Here is a 15,496-nt window from a genome sequence, read left to right as displayed (position 1 = left end):
AAGATAGAATTAAAAAGAAAGAAGGCCAAAGGAAATAATGATGAAAACGAAAAGGAAAGTTAGACTTTGGAGGATTTTAAGGAATATATTATTGATTACCGTTGCTGCGTTTGTCATGTGGTTTCTTTTTAATAATATCATGACTGCATTTGAGCAAAAAACGTATCCGCCAATCGGAGAATTTGTTGAAGTGGATGGAAAGGATATGCATATTTATATAAAAGGGGAAGGAGATAATACGATTGTTTTAATGAGTGGACTAGGAACCGCCGCCCCAGCCCTAGATTTTGAACCGTTATTAAATGAATTAGCAAAGGAAAATAAAGTAGTCGTGGCCGAGGGATTTGGTTATGGCTGGAGTGAATTAACCGAAAAAGAACGAACAGTGGAAAATATTGTTGAAGGATTAAGAACCGCTCTAAAGCAATCGGATATCCATGGTCCATATATATTGATGCCCCATTCCGTTTCAGGAATATACGGCATGTATTTTGCCAACGTATATCCAGAAGAGGTCAAAGCTGTCATAGGCATCGACCCGACTTTACCAGAGGCGTTAGCGTACTTTGATGAAGCTGCCCCAGCAATACCTGGATATATGAGCTATTTAGCACCTTCCGGATTGGCAAGGTTAGCAACATATATTAGCTCTGAAGACTTCCTGCCGCTTGCTGCTGACGATACATATTCTGAAGATAATTTAAAAATGACCAAGGCTATTTCGGCTTGGAAAATAAATAACAAAAATGTTGTTGCCGAAGCCAATGAAATAGCCAATAATATTGAGAAAACGGCAGCGATGACATTTTCGGCGGATATGCCTGTTTTACTCTTTACTCCAAAAGAAGATCTGGAAACCGCGGATGGAAAAAATATGCTGACATTTTATCAAACACAGGTAACGGATTTTTCTGCCAGTAAAATTGTTACCTTGGAGGGGCATCATTATCTGCATTGGACGCGTTATAAGGAAATAAGTGAAGAAGTTCGTGCATTTATTGGTTTAATTTCTGGTGAAAAATAGAACATGGAGTTATAGCACCTATAAATATAGACATTTTTATCAAAGTGAAACATATCCAGTTGTAATCAGATTAATAGACGGTACATAGCTTCCATAAATTAAATTAGTTATTTCATTCTATAATAAAAAATGATATATTTTCCTGGAAAGGAAGATTTGATGAAAAAAAGAAGTATTTTCATATTTTTAGGTCTTATCATTGCCTATTATGTTCTTACAAATTACATTTTATATACTACTTCTTCTTTTGGCAGCTTTGAAGTAGTTGATAAACAAAAATCAGATGATAAATTTGAGTTGAAAGTTGAATTAATAGATGAAGGAAAGGAACAACTAATTGAAATTAATGACAAAACACAACTTATTTATAATGAAGAGAATCATAATTTCACGGAAGATGTTTGGGAAAATATTAATACCAACACAAAATATCATATGGGCATAGAGAAATTTCGATTTCCTACATCCTTTTTTATTGGAGAATACCGTTTAAATCTGATGTACTTAGATTAGAGAAATGGAACTTCTTATAACGAAAAGTTTGAAGGGCGGGAAATAAAACTAGATGTTATACCACAATATGGTGTTGCAGATTAACATAGAGATAACTACTAATTGGGGATGGTAATAATTCTGCAAATACAGAAGAAGATGGATCGGAAAATGAGGATAGTGAACCTTCTGGAAATACGGAAGGAGAAGCATCTGATAATGAAACAGACAGCATATTGTATGGTTATTCCGCGGAAGAAATAGAATATGCTCGTATATGGCTGCAGCTTAGTGAATTGGAAGAACCTTCAAATGAAAATGTATATGTGCGGCATATTTCTGCAGGTGAACCATTGAATGAAGTTGATGAGGAAAGTGCTGGATATCCTGAGGATGTTACTGTATTAGATGGTGGCAGGCAGCCTGGTGTTATAACTTACAGCAGTAATGAGAATGGAACAATTAATGTATATAATATTCCTCCACGATGGGGAAATAATGCGGGGGAGGAAGCATTGCAGAACACATATAAAAAAATTTTGGAAGAAGTAGAACTAGTAGAGGTAGATACAGGCAATCCGGAAGATGTCAAAAAAGTAATTGATGCGTATCTGATTACGGAATAGGCGATTGTAATTATAAGAAGTAATGGTATTGTGGCGTTGCGTTAACATTCCAAATTTTTCATAGATATATGAGGTAAGGTGAAGGCGTAATTAGAGTACGCACGTATACCCAATGGATGAGCAGCTATCCATTGGGTTGTTGCTATTATATTTAATATAATTATTCGGATGAATTATCGTGATAGAGTAATAGAGTTGAGTGTTAAAATACTAGTTTATAATAATGAAAACGTTCACATATCGGGCAACAAGAAAAAGATAAACTGTTACGGGAAACTGCCTATAACGATTTATCTTTTAATCACAAATTTAATATCACTTTTAAAAAAGCTCACAGATTTTTTGATGCTATTTTAATTGTTATATGAAAGGCCACAGATAATTGACGGAAACAAAAATAAAGAGATTGTTTCATTTCTCACTTTAGAAAATAAAATAGTCTATCCCTTTGCTGTTCCAGATACGCTTTCTTTTTCAGACCAGGAAGAACTATTAACAATTATAGATAAAGCAGCAAATGATACAAATATTATTAGAGAAGCAGGGAACGAACAGGAAAATAGAGATTGGGTAGGAATTATTCCCTTTTGGTAGTATAATGAACGTGATAGATTAGTATTTATACAGGAAGTGTATATGATGAATAAAACAGGATTTAGAACTGAAAAAGATTCTTTAGGACAAAAAACGATTTCTCAGGATGCTTATTATGGCGTTCAAACGGTACGTGCCCTTGAGAACTTTCCCATCACGGAAATCCCAGTTCATAAAGAGCTGATTCTCGCGCTCGCCGAGGTGAAAAAGGCAGCGGCACTGGCCAATATGCATACTGGAATGCTGCCAGAATCTATTGGGGGAGCAATTGTAAGCGCTGCCGAAGAAGTGATGGAAGGAAAACTATTGGATCAGTTTGTCGTGGATTCCATTCAGGGAGGAGCAGGCACCTCCATTAATATGAACATGAATGAGGTGCTGGCCAACCGTGCTTTGGAAATATTGGGAAAAGAAAAAGGCGACTATAATTTCTGTTCGCCTAATACCCATGTCAACATGTCCCAGTCCACCAATGATACGATACCAACGGCATTAAAAATAGCTTCCTATCGCATGGCTCAGGAATTGATAGCGACCTTGAAGCGATTGGAAAAAGAACTGGTGAAGAAAGAAGCAGAATTTCAGAATGTGCTAAAAATGGGACGAACTCACCTTCAGGATGCTGTACCAATCCTGTTAGGTCAGGAATTCAGCGCTTATTCGGAAGTGGTTAGCAGGGATATTAATAGAATTACGCAGGCAGCAGAGGCAATGCTGACGGTCAATATTGGTGCAACAGCTGTTGGGACAGGACTTAATGCCAAACCCGAGTACATGGAAAAGGCGGTAACACAACTATCTAAACAGCTTGGTGTAAAGCTTCATTCAGCGAAAAATTTAGTGGATGGCACACAAAATACAGATGCTTATACGGCACTTTCAGCGGCATTGAAAGTGTTGGCAATGAATATGTCCAAAATTTGTAATGATTTGCGTTTGATGGTATCCGGACCAATGACAGGCTTTCAGGAAATCATTCTTCCTGCAAAGCAGCCGGGTTCTTCCATTATGCCTGGGAAAGTAAATCCGGTCATGATTGAAGTGGTCAACCAGGTTGCTTTTCAAGTTGCAGGCAATGACCAGTCGATTTGTATGGCATCTGAAGCCGGGCAATTTGAATTAAACGTGATGGGGCCTGTTATTATTTTTAATTTGCTGCAGTCTCTTAAAATAATGGACAATGGCTTAGATGTGTTTACAAGCTATGCAGTAAGCGGTATAGAAGCAAATGTAGAGAGATGCCGTGAGTATGTGGAAGAGAGTTATGGCATTATCACCGCATTGAATCCACATTTAGGATATGAAACAGCTGCCAAGGTAGTTAAGCAGGCAATTGAAACAGGGCTGACTATCAAAGAAATCTGCAAGGCGCACGACCTTTTATCAGAGAAGGAACTGGATACGATTCTGGATCCAAAAGAGATGACAACACCTGGAATTGCCGGGAATGAGTTTCTGATGAAAAAATGAATATCAAAAAGGTAACTGATTTCTTGCTTAAAGAACGCAGTTACCTTTTGATTATCACTTCCTTCCAAAAGAAGCGCTCCTCACTAAATAACTAGTTAGGATTATACCGGTGAGAGTAGTTCACTGTGAAGACCTATCCTTCTAATCGAAAAGCCAATTTCCCCAATTTCACACTATACTTTTTGTTTTTTAGGGAAAAGTGTATAGCTGAAACTTATTACAAAATCGATGATTACAATAAGTGACCAGAGCAGCATAATACGCATTAATGATTCAGTCTGAGCATAATTGTTAATATAGAGAGTGATGATTATTAATATCCCGCCGCCGATGAACAAGGAGAGCAAATGCCGGTACCATCCTTCACGTTCTTTTCTGGCATGCGCTTTCCCGTACTTTATTTTTACCGGCTTATCACCGTTTCCGAATCGATAATTAAAATGGCCGTCTGCCCATTGAATCATCCGGTGGCCAAAGGCTATACTTACACCAATATAAACCGCGGCTATTCCATGTATCGTAGTAGCAACAGCGCCATTTTTTAAATCAATGACCGTTACAATAAGCAATATGAGATCTACAACAGGCGTACAAATCAACAGGAAGGTACCTAGTTTCTTCTTTTTCCATACATATCTGGAACATAATCCAGCTAAAACAAACACCCAAAATCCAATTTCACAAGCTATAATCAGCCAACCAATCAAATGAAACACATCCTTTTTATTAATTTAGTACAACTGTATTAAATTAATAATAGCATGATTGTTTATTTAATACAAGTGTGCTAAAATAAAAATATGCCAAAAAAAGTAGATCATCAAAAACGTAAAATTCAAATTGCAGAAACGACATGGAAAGTTATTGTAGAAGAGGGGATTGAACATGCAACCGTCAGAAAAATAGCGCAAGCTTCAGGTTTATCAGTTGGTGCTGTCAGACATTATTTTGCAACGCAGTCGGAATTGCTGCACTTTTCCATGGAGCTTGTATCTGATCGGGTTATTCAAAGAGCGAAAGCAAGGAAATTTTCAAAAGACAGGGATCCGTTAGAGCTTGTGACAGAGGGTGTAAGTGAAGTACTGCCTGTCGATGAAGAACGAAAAATAGAAATGGAGGTATGGTTAGCTTTTTCAGCAAAAGTTCTGGTCGATAAAACACTTCGGGAGTTAAGTGATAAAGTCTATGATGACATGCATGAAGGATTTAAAAATGTTGTTCACGCATTGCAATTATTAGATATAGCAAAAGATGGACTTGACCTAGAGATGGAGGTTAACAGGCTTCATGCTATCGTCGATGGGATGGCGATGCATCACTTATTAAATCCAGAGCAGTTTACACATGAAGAAATGATGGAGACTTTAAAGTATCATCTTCATTCTCTTTTAAAGTAATCTAAAGGCATCTAGCAGAAAGAAAAGTTGAGTAACTTTTCTTTCTGCTAGATTAGTTGTGTACTATTTTTATACTCTTAATTACTTTACAGATAAACGTATACGAAATATTTAGGTTTACATAATAATTAATATAATGTATTCTTGTGAATATAAAATAAAAAAATTCATAAAATCAATAAAATGATTTTTTATAACAAACATCCTGCTCTTTTGAGAAAGGAAGGCATGATCCATGTAAACCAGTTATATTTTACTTACCCGGCAAACAAGGATGAAACCATTAAAGGAATGTGTTTTAAAATAGAAGAAGGGGAAGTATTTGGCTTTCTAGGTCCCTCAGGTGCAGGGAAAAGTACGGCGCAAAAAATATTAATTGGAATTCTTAAGGGGTATTCAGGAAGTGTAAAGGTGATGGGAAAAGAAATTAGGAATGTTAGAAAGGATTACTACGAGAAAATTGGCGTGTCATTTGAATTACCGAATTTATACAATAAATTTACTGCAATAGAAAATTTGAAATTTTTTAGTTCTTTCTACACCGGAGCAAAAGAGGACCCGAAACGGCTGTTAGAAATGGTTGGGCTGGAACAGGATGCCCAAACAAGAGTCTCCAATTATTCAAAGGGCATGAAAATGAGGTTGAACTTCGTGCGTTCCCTATTGAATAAACCAGAACTGATCTTCCTCGATGAACCTACATCAGGACTTGATCCAGTCAATATGGAAAAGATAAAAGATATTATATTAAAGAAAAAAGCGGAAGGAAAAACTATTTTTTTAACTACCCATAATATGAATGTTGCTGAAGAAATTTGTGATCGGGTTGCTTTTGTCGTGGACGGTCAAATTAATATCATTGACTCTCCTCGTGATTTGAAATTGCGGTATGGTCAGAAAAAACTGCAGGTGGAATACAGAGAAAATAATCAAATGAAGTCATCTATTTTTTCGATGGAAGGACTGGGAGATAATACAGATTTCTTAAATATGATCAAGTTCAAAGATATTGAAAGAATGCACACACAAGAGGCCAAACTGCAGGATATATTCATCAAAGTGGGGTTTGTCAAATAAAGTGTGTAAGTTCCCATTCACTCAAGGTACTTTAACACTCTATCTTTCAGTTCATCATGAAGTAGAAGTTGGTTCATGACCATTGCCCAGTTTTGGATATGACCGCCTTCCCACTTGGATTCCAGTTCTCTGATCCGTAAAAATAACACTTTTAACAGAGCGTTCTCGTTAGGGAATGCTCCTTTTTTCGTTACTTTTCTAAAACTGGAATGGACGCTTTCTACAGCGTTTGTGGTGTACATGACTTTCCGGATGGCACTTCCATAATCATAAAGCTGCTCTACATGACTAAAATTCCTTGTCCATACATCAATCGCGCCCTGGTAAGCCGCCCATTGTTGTTTAAAGGATTCAAAGGCACTTAAACAAGCCTTGAGACTTGGTGCTCCATACACTTTTCTTAAAGCTTTGGTGAAAGCCTTGTAATCTTTGCTTGGCACGTATCTGATCGAGTTACGAATTAAATGAACCATACAACGCTGCACAATGACTTCAGGTAAAATAGCTCGTGCACCTTCTTCTAAGCCACTCACTCCGTCTATCGATAGAAAGAAAATATCTTCTACACCTCTCGCTTTGATTTCATCAAAAATCTGCATCCACTTATGCTTGCTTTCTGTCTCGTTTAACCATAATCCAAGTATTTCTTTCTCTCCTTCGATGGTGTAGCCCAGAATGGTATAGACTGCATATTTCCTTGTTTCATATTGGTTGCGGATGGTGGTATACATACAATCGACAAAAACAAAGGCATAACAGTTACTCAAGGGGCGATCTTGCCATTCTTCCAAATCAGGAAGAACTTGGTCGGTAATGTCCGATACCATTTCATGAGAGACAGAAAAGCCATAAATATCCTCAATGGTGGAGGAAATATCTCGCTGGGACATGCCTCGTGCGTACATGGAAATCACTTTATTTTCAATGGCTGATACATCTTTTTTTCGTTTCGGTATCAGTTCCGGTTTATAGGAGCCGTCTCGATCTCTTGGTACCTTGATATCTACTTCTCCTGAGCTTGTTTTAATGGTCTTCTTACCATAACCATTTCGTCTATTCTCCGTTGTTTTTTCTGCTTTATCATTGGATTCATAACCTAAATGATGATTCATTTCACCTTTCAACATAGACTCAAACATCGGTCCAAATATGTCTCTCAATGCATTTTGCATGTCTTCTACGTTCTCTGGTTGGTAGTTTTCTAGAATTTGTTTGGCTAATTCAGCTGATTTCTCTTCTCGCTTTGACTTAGACAATAGAATAACCTCCCAATCGTTATATACTTATTCTAACAATAAAAAACTAACTGCGTAGTAAGAGCCGTACGCTCTCTTACTTACACAGTTTAGTTTACACCCCCTCAAAGTGACAGGGAGGACAATTACATGAGACTTTTATCTGCTTTGAAGTTTGATATGCTTTCTCTCTATCGGTATCGTATCGTTCATGCTTATCTCCTACTCACCATTTTTTATATTTTCTTACTTCATATGATGCCAGAATCAGGATCTGCTACAGCAAGTATTTTAGTAATATTTACAGACCCTGTTGTCCTTGGATTCTATTTTATAGGAGGAATCATTCTCTTAGAAAAGTCCCAAAATACGTTTGATAGTCTATTTGTAACTCCCTTTCGTATGGAAGAGTATATCATAAGCAAAGTGGGTTCACTGACTTTGCTAACCGTGGTAGTCTGTCTTAGTATTATCATTTTAACGACTGGATTTAAAATAAATATAGGCACCATTTTATTGGGAGCATTTTTAAGCGCTATCTTTTTTACACTTTTCGGATTGACGTTGGCGGTTCGAGCGAAAACACTTAATATGTACTTTATGATTTCTTCTCTCTATTCCATTATATTTTTTCTGCCTATATTAGATTATCTAAACATTTTTCATACATGGCTGTTTTATTTCATCCCTTCCTATGCAACACTTATTTTGATAGAAGGTGGAATGTTAGGTATATCGGTTTGGGAGATGATATATGCTGTAGGTATGCTTGTTATTTGGATTGGGGTCGCGTATATTTTTGCGAAGCATTCTTTTTATAAATCAATCATCTTACATATTGGAAGTGATAAAAAATGAGAACGTTTATCGCTTTTTTTGTGGGAGATATAAAAAATATCACACGTGATTCCATGTTGTTTGGGGCTATGTTAGCACCTGTTGCTTTAGCGTTATTCGTTAAATATTCTATTTCTTCCTTTTCAGAAGACCTTCAGGCAATGTACGCGTTTTCTATAGAACAGCACTTCCTTTTTATCATGAGTTTTGTCATCTTATTACCGCCATTTATGCTTGGAGTCATGGCAGGTTTAATGATTTTAGAAGAAATAGACGATCATATTTTGTCTTATATCGCTGTCACACCGGTGTCAAAGTCTAGCTATTTGTTATATCGGTTATTAGTTCCTATGGTAACCAGTATCATTTTAACAATTTTTGTTATGATATATACAGGTCTTGTTAATTTCACGATGAGCCTATTGCCTGTAGTTCTCCAGGCAGCACTGCTTACGCCGATAATCGCATTGTTTCTGGCAAGCTTTGCAAATAATAAAGTGGAAGGACTGGCTATTGGAAAAGCAGTAGGAATCATTGTAGTTATTCCTGCTCTAACATACTTTGTGGAGTCAAATTGGTTGTTTTTGTTAGGTGTGTTTCCAACATTTTGGATTTCGGAAGCATTCATGAAAAATAATGAAATCGCATTGCTTCATAATATTTACGTATGGATTGGCTTTTGTGTGCAGGGAATATATTTATATGTGTTATTTAAAAAATTTAACCGCAAAGCTACTTAATCCTGCAGTAAAATTGAACTGGATTTTAAAAACAGTAGTGTAGAGAGAAGTGTAGTTATGGAAAAGCTATCCCATTCAAAACTGTTTGATAATATTATCCGATATTTATTGTAAAATAAATAATGCACGATAGATTTGTTTTGTGATATGGATATGCGGTATATTGATTTCTTTCCTGGGATTGGTAGTTTATATTAAAGAAAAAGGTAAGCATGATGTGTATAAAGGAGCGGGGAATCTTGGCGGGAAAATTTAACGAGCAAGAAAAAGAATATATTCGCAGCAAGTTGTTAGAACATGGAAGGCAGCTATTTGGAGATCTGGGCTTAAAAAAGACAAGTATTAGTGATTTAACGAGGCAGGTTAATATCGCACAAGGAAGCTTTTATCTTTTTTATGAATCGAAAGAAGAACTATATTTTGAAATCCTGGAACAGGAAGAAGAATATATTCGCGAGGAATTGCTTCATAAGATACTGCTGAAAGAAAAGGTAACAAGGGAAACCTTCCGTCATTTCTTACAGCAAGCTTTACAATTCTTAGACGAAAGTCCAATTATCAAACAACTGTTTGATAAATCAACGATGGAACAGCTGCTACGCAAACTGCCTTATAAAAAATTAGAAAGTAATCATCAAGGGGATATCGATTTTTTAGTTCCCTATATTGAAAAATGGCAAGCAGATGGGGTTATGAAACAATTAGAACCAGATATTATTGTTAGTATGATTCGTTCTTTGGTTATTTTATCTTTGCAAAAGGAAATGATTGGTGAGAGGAATTATAAAGCGACGATGAATCAATTTATTACAATGATTGCAGAGGACTTAGTTAATGATTAATATTAAATCTCCACTTCTATGAAGGTTATGAATAAATCCAAAACAAGCAATGAAAAGCCTGGAAGTTAATCCAGGTTTTTTAGTATTTTGGAAAATATAGTTACTGCTCAATTAAAAAAGAACAAAAATATAATCATAAGTTTCGAAATTAATTGACAAATAGAGATGTAGGCTATACAATCCATTTTAAAGAAGTATTTTATACGATTGTTTCTCCTGAGTAAGTGAAGCTGGAGCATTTAAAAAAGAGAATAGGAAGCCGAAAGAAAAACTTTGTTTCGATTTTTACGAAAGCAAAGTTAATTTTATACATCTATATGACTGTAAATGCGAAATTGGTCATATAGATATAAGTTGATGAATTATAGAAAGAAAGGGCGTATCAAGGATGGCTAGAGGTTTTTCACAAGAAGAAAAAGAAAAAATCAAAGCAAATTTGTATATGGAATGTGAAAAAAGCTGGGTGAGTAATGGATATAGAAAAACGAATATTGATCAGCTTTGCAGTAAAGTTGGTATTTCTAAAGGTGCATTTTATCTTTTCTTTGATAGTAAAGAAGATCTTTTTGCTGATGTCATGGACAAAGTACAGGATAGGATGATTACGCACATGAATAAAGCGATAGCAAAATTTCCTGATAAAAAAGGATTTATAGAAGGATTTAAACTGTTGTATCAGGAATACGATCAAGGAAATTGGATTAGAACATTATCCGGAGATGATTTTCAGTCATTATTAAATCGCTTGCCTGAGGATCGGCTGATGATTCACAACGCTCAATACACAATGGATAAATTAGGTGAAATCATAGAAAAAAATAATTTAATTTGTAAGGAGCCGTTACCTAAGATAATTGGCATATTATCCACTTTGTTAGCAATCTCTGCGCAAAAGGAGGCGATTGCTTATGATGAGGAGGAAGTGTTGGACTTTTTATTGGAGCATATCATCGACGGTTTATTTGAATAAATGTAAAGAGACACAGAATAAACAAGGAATTCGTTGATTTATGCATATAGAAGCTGAAACGAACTAAAAAGGATAAAGCTTATTTTCAATTAAGGGAGGAATTAGAAAAGATGAAGCGGACATTTGATTTATCCAAGGTGGACCAATTGTCAATATTTTTTGAGAGAGGACAGGGAACAATCGAGCATATTTCAGGCAATAGTATGAAGATTGAATATTATTTTACGAAGGAGGAGCATGCCAAGTCATTTGTTTTTACGGAGGATGTAAAGGAAGGACGGTGTATCCTTCAATTAAAAAGAGCAAATTCTTTGAAGCCTTTTCAATTCTTTAATGGCGTTTATTTTCATATCAGACTTCCGGAAGCTTATGCAGGAAAAGTAGAAATCAAAACAATAACCGGCTCCATCACGGCGCAGGATCTTGCTGTTCCAACGATTTCCTTTAAAACGGAAACGGGAAGTATAGCGATTCAATCTTTAGCTGGTCAGGATATATCGGTTAAAACAACTACTGGGCATATTTCATTGGATAATCTGAAGAGTGAAGGAGAAAACAGTCGCAGTCATATTTCAAGTACTACTGGAAAGGTTACTGTTAATCATAATCGACTATTTCATGTGGAAAATATTAAAACGACAACAGGTAATATTAAATTAGCAATCAACCCCGATCTAACGGATTATTGTATCCGCTATAAAACGCGTAAGAAAATCAGCGGAGATAACACAGAAATTGCAGGCAATCCCCAAAATAAGATAACTGTCAAAACTACCACTGGAAATATTACGAGAGTTTAAAAGGGAGATAGATAGAGACAGGTATGTAACAGATTAGCACATTAAATAGAGGAAGTGATTATAGTGCAGAAACAGAGCTACTATAGCAGAAATCCATCAAAACTGTGTATAGACACAGTCTGAAGCAGGTATCTGATAAAAATTTTTATACGAGGCTGTAACTGTACTGGATTATTGCATAAACATGTTTGAAATCTAAAAAGGTATAACTGAGAATAATAGAGTAGGTGCTGTTGAATGTTAAAGAATATTCAATTCAAAATAATGGACCAGAAAGAAGCAATGGAAATTGCCGACTGCTGGAAATATAATGAACCTTATGATTTTTATGATATGACCGATGATCCGGAGGACTATGAAGAATTCATTGATCCCCATCAAAGAACCGATACATTCTATTCTGTTTTAGATAATAAACAGTTAATTGGTTACTTCTGTCTGTTTTCCAAAGATTCCGCTATGAATGAGATTGAACTTGGTCTTGGTATGAAACCGGGAATAACCGGGAAAGGATTTGGGGAACAATTTGTTAAGGAAATATTATCGTACATCGAAAAGCATTTCTCCTTCCAGGTTATATGGCTGTCAGTAGCTGACTTTAATCAAAGAGCAATCAAAGTATATGAACGAGCCGGTTTTAAATATGTTACTGAAAAAATACAAAAAACGAATGGGGGAGAATACCTTTTTATAGTAATGAATAATTTGAAATAAGAGTTATAAATATTGGAAGTAAAGTCATATTGTTCTTTTTTATTACACGGGTGCATGAAAAACATAGTATAGATGAACTGGATTTATATGTAATACAGAAAACGATAGAAAAAATAGAAGAGCATAGGAAGGAATGAAAGTAAATGCACATTAGACCGTATCATGAAAAAGATAAAGAAAGCATAATCAGTTTATCAACTCGCTTTAATGATATCCCATTTATGGACTATAGAAATCGAGAAATTATGGAACAAAAACAATTAGAGCTAGCGAAAAATTCTATCGAGTCCAGTGAATCAGATATTTTTGTGGTTGAACACGATGGAGATTTCTTAGGATACATAGAATTGATTGAAGACAAAGACTATTTTACAAATAATGCTGTAGCGTATATTTCTGCAATTGCAGTAACCAGCTTAGGGGAGGGAAAAGGAGTAGGGAAAATGCTCATGGAAAAAGCAGAAGAGTGGTGTTTAGATAAACAATGTACCCAGCTTATGTTAGATGTGTTCAGGGCAAATGACAATGCGATTAATTTTTATAAGCACTTAGGATATGAAGAAGAAATTGTGAAAATGGTTAAAACGCCCAAATGAAGTTATGAAGGTAAAGTTACCATTGTTATAAGTTAAAATACATGTATTCCTGACAACCTTTAAAAATCGGTAGTAAATTAGAGCAGTTAGAAACTTCCACTATCGGCATTACAGGGGCAGAAGATGATGTTGAGATCATTACGGAATAATCGAGGTTTTTTGAAAAACTGCCTCCTGTTATTTGGTGAATTCAAGTAACAGGAGGTAGTTTCGTTATAAGGGAGTGTAAACTAAACTGCGTAGTAAGAGCCGTACGCTCTCTTACTTACACAGTTTAGTTTACACTCCCTAGAAATCCACAAAAAATATCAAAATGTAGAACACCTTGCTATAATTGATCCATTACCGAAGTTAGACTTTGATTTTAAATATGCTGGTTTTTTTGTTTTTTGTTATAAATTCCTTCTTCCAGCTTATTCTGACGCACCAAGATATCGTAATAATTCCTATCATCAATGCGCGAATACATTAAGTAAAATTGCTGATGGCTTTATAAGCGGTTACGCAGGTAATGATGAAAGGCTTACTGAGCGAATAATGAATGAGTATATTTTATGGGTTTTATTAGAGGTTTATGAACATTTTGAAGTCTTGAATGAAGAAAATGTAAGTTATAAGACTTTACAACAAATGGGAAATAAAGAAATCATAAAGAATAGGCTATCCTTATGTTTAAAACAATTAGAATATTTATGTTTAGATTGACAGCAGGCTGACAGATAAATTTGAAGAGGTAATCAGCTTCTATGCAGGGGGGAAGCTTAACCAAGTATAGAAGCGTCCGAAGAGAAAAGAGGATTTAAAGGCGTTATTTTCAGGCTGTCTCATATAGACTACTACTTAGAATTTATCACACATTAAGATGGCAGCTCTTGCCCAGCACATACAAAAGATAATCTAATGTTTTTATATAGAAAGTAAGGATGAAATGATGCATGTTGGTCATAGACCGATAAAGAAAGAATATGTAAAAAGTAGAGCCGGAAAATGAATACTGGAAAGAAAAAGGCTGTCGCTGTAGAAGATCCAGATGGATGGAGAGTGGTTTTTATGAACCATTCTTATATTTAATAAGGACAGGATGGTAGTTAATGATGATTACTGAATTAAAAAAGTCTGAATTCCATAAATGTAAAAACTTGTTGCATGCACAAGGTCAATTAGAAGCCAAAGCCGTAGTAGAAGGAGTAAATCCAGGTCGTATTTTTGTTGATAATATAGATGCTCCAACATCTGGAGTGATCTGGCTAGGGAATAATGATGGTTTTTTCTTTATTGGAAATGAAAGAAATAAGAAATTCAATAATGAATTAAATCATTTTGTTGATACAGTAATTACACCAGAGGCAAAGAAGGTAGAGCTATCCTGGTTTGAGGGAATTGGAAATCATCATAAATGGGATGATACGATAAAAAGCGTGTTTGCAAATCGTCGTTTAGGCAGCTGGAAACAGAGGGTTTACACATTAGAAAAAAATGATTACAAAAGTAACTTTAACCTTATGATTGAAGAAGGATATGATATTGTCGAAATCAATGAAGAGCTTTTTAAAAATAGGAATAAATCCATTAATAATATTGATTTCTTACACTCCAAAATTGCAGATAGCTGGTCTTCAGCAAGCAGCTTCTTTCGCAAAGGAATAGGTTACTGTGTTACATATAAAAATAAAATTGTTAGTATTTGTATTTCGAGTTTTGTCGTTGATAATGTGCACTGTATTGCTATTGAAACATTGGAAGAGCATCAAGGTAAAAAAATAGCACAAAAGATTGCCTTAGCTTATGTAGAAGATTGCATGAGAAATAATTTCATTCCGTATTGGGATTGTATGGAATCTAACAAGCCTTCCATTGCGGTTGCAGAAAGAAATGGATTTAGAATGAAGTTTCATTATTTAGGGTACGATTTTAAGTTGGAGTGATTGTTGCTTCAATCTTTGTAATTTCTTATTCATTATCTGATATAAATTTGCTGCCTGCTTTGTGATAAATAAGTGAAGATAGGTGTGATTCGTATGAGGAAATATTTAGGGATTCTAACTATACCAATATTGCTTATTTTACATATTGGATATATAA

General features: G+C 35.4%; 18 protein-coding genes. 16 read left to right on the top strand and 2 right to left on the bottom strand.

What is annotated here, in order from left to right; all coding sequences use genetic code 11:
* Positions 1-37 precede the first annotated feature (37 nt).
* The 5 genes from ACZSMY_RS07255 (at position 38) to ACZSMY_RS07235 (ending at position 4,206) form a co-directional block, all read left to right on the top strand.
* The gene (locus ACZSMY_RS07255; RefSeq protein WP_465147613.1) at positions 38-1,024 is read left to right on the top strand and encodes an alpha/beta fold hydrolase; all 987 of its coding nucleotides are present in this window, start codon (positions 38-40) and stop codon (positions 1,022-1,024) included.
* 159 nt (positions 1,025-1,183) lie between these two features.
* A complete protein-coding gene (locus tag ACZSMY_RS07250; RefSeq protein ID WP_465147612.1) occupies positions 1,184-1,537 on the top strand; it encodes a hypothetical protein in 354 nt (117 codons plus the stop codon).
* 215 nt (positions 1,538-1,752) lie between these two features.
* Positions 1,753-2,142 carry a hypothetical protein gene (locus ACZSMY_RS07245; RefSeq protein WP_465147611.1) on the top strand — a complete coding sequence of 130 codons (390 nt, stop codon included), beginning with the start codon at positions 1,753-1,755 and terminating at the stop codon, positions 2,140-2,142.
* A 357-nt stretch (positions 2,143-2,499) separates the two neighbouring features.
* Positions 2,500-2,736 (top strand): hypothetical protein, encoded by a 237-nt coding sequence (locus ACZSMY_RS07240; RefSeq protein WP_465147610.1) that lies wholly within the window; start codon positions 2,500-2,502, stop codon positions 2,734-2,736.
* 45 nt (positions 2,737-2,781) lie between these two features.
* The gene (locus ACZSMY_RS07235; protein WP_374705755.1) at positions 2,782-4,206 is read left to right on the top strand and encodes an aspartate ammonia-lyase; all 1,425 of its coding nucleotides are present in this window, start codon (positions 2,782-2,784) and stop codon (positions 4,204-4,206) included.
* A 173-nt stretch (positions 4,207-4,379) separates the two neighbouring features.
* On the opposite strand, the gene ACZSMY_RS07230 is transcribed toward ACZSMY_RS07235, so the two are convergent.
* Positions 4,380-4,913 carry a 2TM domain-containing protein gene (locus ACZSMY_RS07230; protein WP_042533524.1) on the bottom strand — a complete coding sequence of 178 codons (534 nt, stop codon included), beginning with the start codon at positions 4,911-4,913 and terminating at the stop codon, positions 4,380-4,382.
* A gap of 93 nt (positions 4,914-5,006) precedes the next feature.
* Between ACZSMY_RS07230 and ACZSMY_RS07225 the strand changes: the two genes are divergently transcribed.
* Complete coding sequence (locus ACZSMY_RS07225) at positions 5,007-5,603, top strand: TetR/AcrR family transcriptional regulator (protein WP_465147609.1); 597 nt, start codon at positions 5,007-5,009, stop codon at positions 5,601-5,603.
* Between the two features lie 228 nt (positions 5,604-5,831).
* The gene (locus ACZSMY_RS07220) at positions 5,832-6,680 is read left to right on the top strand and encodes an ABC transporter ATP-binding protein (protein ID WP_465147608.1); all 849 of its coding nucleotides are present in this window, start codon (positions 5,832-5,834) and stop codon (positions 6,678-6,680) included.
* 17 nt (positions 6,681-6,697) lie between these two features.
* Here ACZSMY_RS07220 and ACZSMY_RS07215 read toward each other — a convergent pair whose 3' ends face one another.
* Positions 6,698-7,936, bottom strand: a complete 1,239-nt coding sequence (locus ACZSMY_RS07215) for an IS256 family transposase (protein WP_289584860.1) — start codon at positions 7,934-7,936, stop codon at positions 6,698-6,700.
* Positions 7,937-8,065: 129 nt separating this feature from the next.
* Here ACZSMY_RS07215 and ACZSMY_RS07210 point away from each other — a divergent pair, with 129 nt between their 5' ends.
* The 9 genes from ACZSMY_RS07210 (at position 8,066) to ACZSMY_RS07170 (ending at position 15,339) form a co-directional block, all read left to right on the top strand.
* Positions 8,066-8,773 (top strand): fluoroquinolone export ABC transporter permease subunit, encoded by a 708-nt coding sequence (locus tag ACZSMY_RS07210; protein WP_465147607.1) that lies wholly within the window; start codon positions 8,066-8,068, stop codon positions 8,771-8,773.
* Positions 8,770-9,492 (top strand): hypothetical protein, encoded by a 723-nt coding sequence (locus tag ACZSMY_RS07205; protein ID WP_465147606.1) that lies wholly within the window; start codon positions 8,770-8,772, stop codon positions 9,490-9,492. Before ACZSMY_RS07210 ends, ACZSMY_RS07205 begins: the two co-directional genes overlap by 4 nt.
* Positions 9,493-9,731: 239 nt before the next feature.
* The gene (locus ACZSMY_RS07200) at positions 9,732-10,334 is read left to right on the top strand and encodes a TetR/AcrR family transcriptional regulator (RefSeq protein ID WP_256706063.1); all 603 of its coding nucleotides are present in this window, start codon (positions 9,732-9,734) and stop codon (positions 10,332-10,334) included.
* Positions 10,335-10,722: 388 nt separating this feature from the next.
* Positions 10,723-11,304 carry a TetR/AcrR family transcriptional regulator gene (locus ACZSMY_RS07195; protein WP_256706064.1) on the top strand — a complete coding sequence of 194 codons (582 nt, stop codon included), beginning with the start codon at positions 10,723-10,725 and terminating at the stop codon, positions 11,302-11,304.
* A 110-nt stretch (positions 11,305-11,414) separates the two neighbouring features.
* The gene (locus ACZSMY_RS07190; protein WP_465147605.1) at positions 11,415-12,104 is read left to right on the top strand and encodes a DUF4097 family beta strand repeat-containing protein; all 690 of its coding nucleotides are present in this window, start codon (positions 11,415-11,417) and stop codon (positions 12,102-12,104) included.
* Between the two features lie 237 nt (positions 12,105-12,341).
* Entirely contained in the window at positions 12,342-12,818 is a 477-nt protein-coding gene (locus ACZSMY_RS07185) for a GNAT family N-acetyltransferase (protein ID WP_465147604.1), read from the top strand.
* Positions 12,819-12,961: 143 nt separating this feature from the next.
* The gene (locus tag ACZSMY_RS07180; protein ID WP_455725890.1) at positions 12,962-13,414 is read left to right on the top strand and encodes a GNAT family N-acetyltransferase; all 453 of its coding nucleotides are present in this window, start codon (positions 12,962-12,964) and stop codon (positions 13,412-13,414) included.
* Between the two features lie 987 nt (positions 13,415-14,401).
* Positions 14,402-14,485, top strand: a complete 84-nt coding sequence (locus ACZSMY_RS07175) for a hypothetical protein (RefSeq protein WP_425313064.1) — start codon at positions 14,402-14,404, stop codon at positions 14,483-14,485.
* A 23-nt stretch (positions 14,486-14,508) separates the two neighbouring features.
* Positions 14,509-15,339 carry a GNAT family N-acetyltransferase gene (locus ACZSMY_RS07170; protein ID WP_465147633.1) on the top strand — a complete coding sequence of 277 codons (831 nt, stop codon included), beginning with the start codon at positions 14,509-14,511 and terminating at the stop codon, positions 15,337-15,339.
* Positions 15,340-15,496 lie beyond the last annotated feature (157 nt).

Source organism: Oceanobacillus sp. B139/18 (assembly GCF_055524595.1).
The sequence above is the reverse complement of the archived record's forward strand: the minus strand, read 5'-3'. Positions and strand labels throughout refer to the sequence as shown.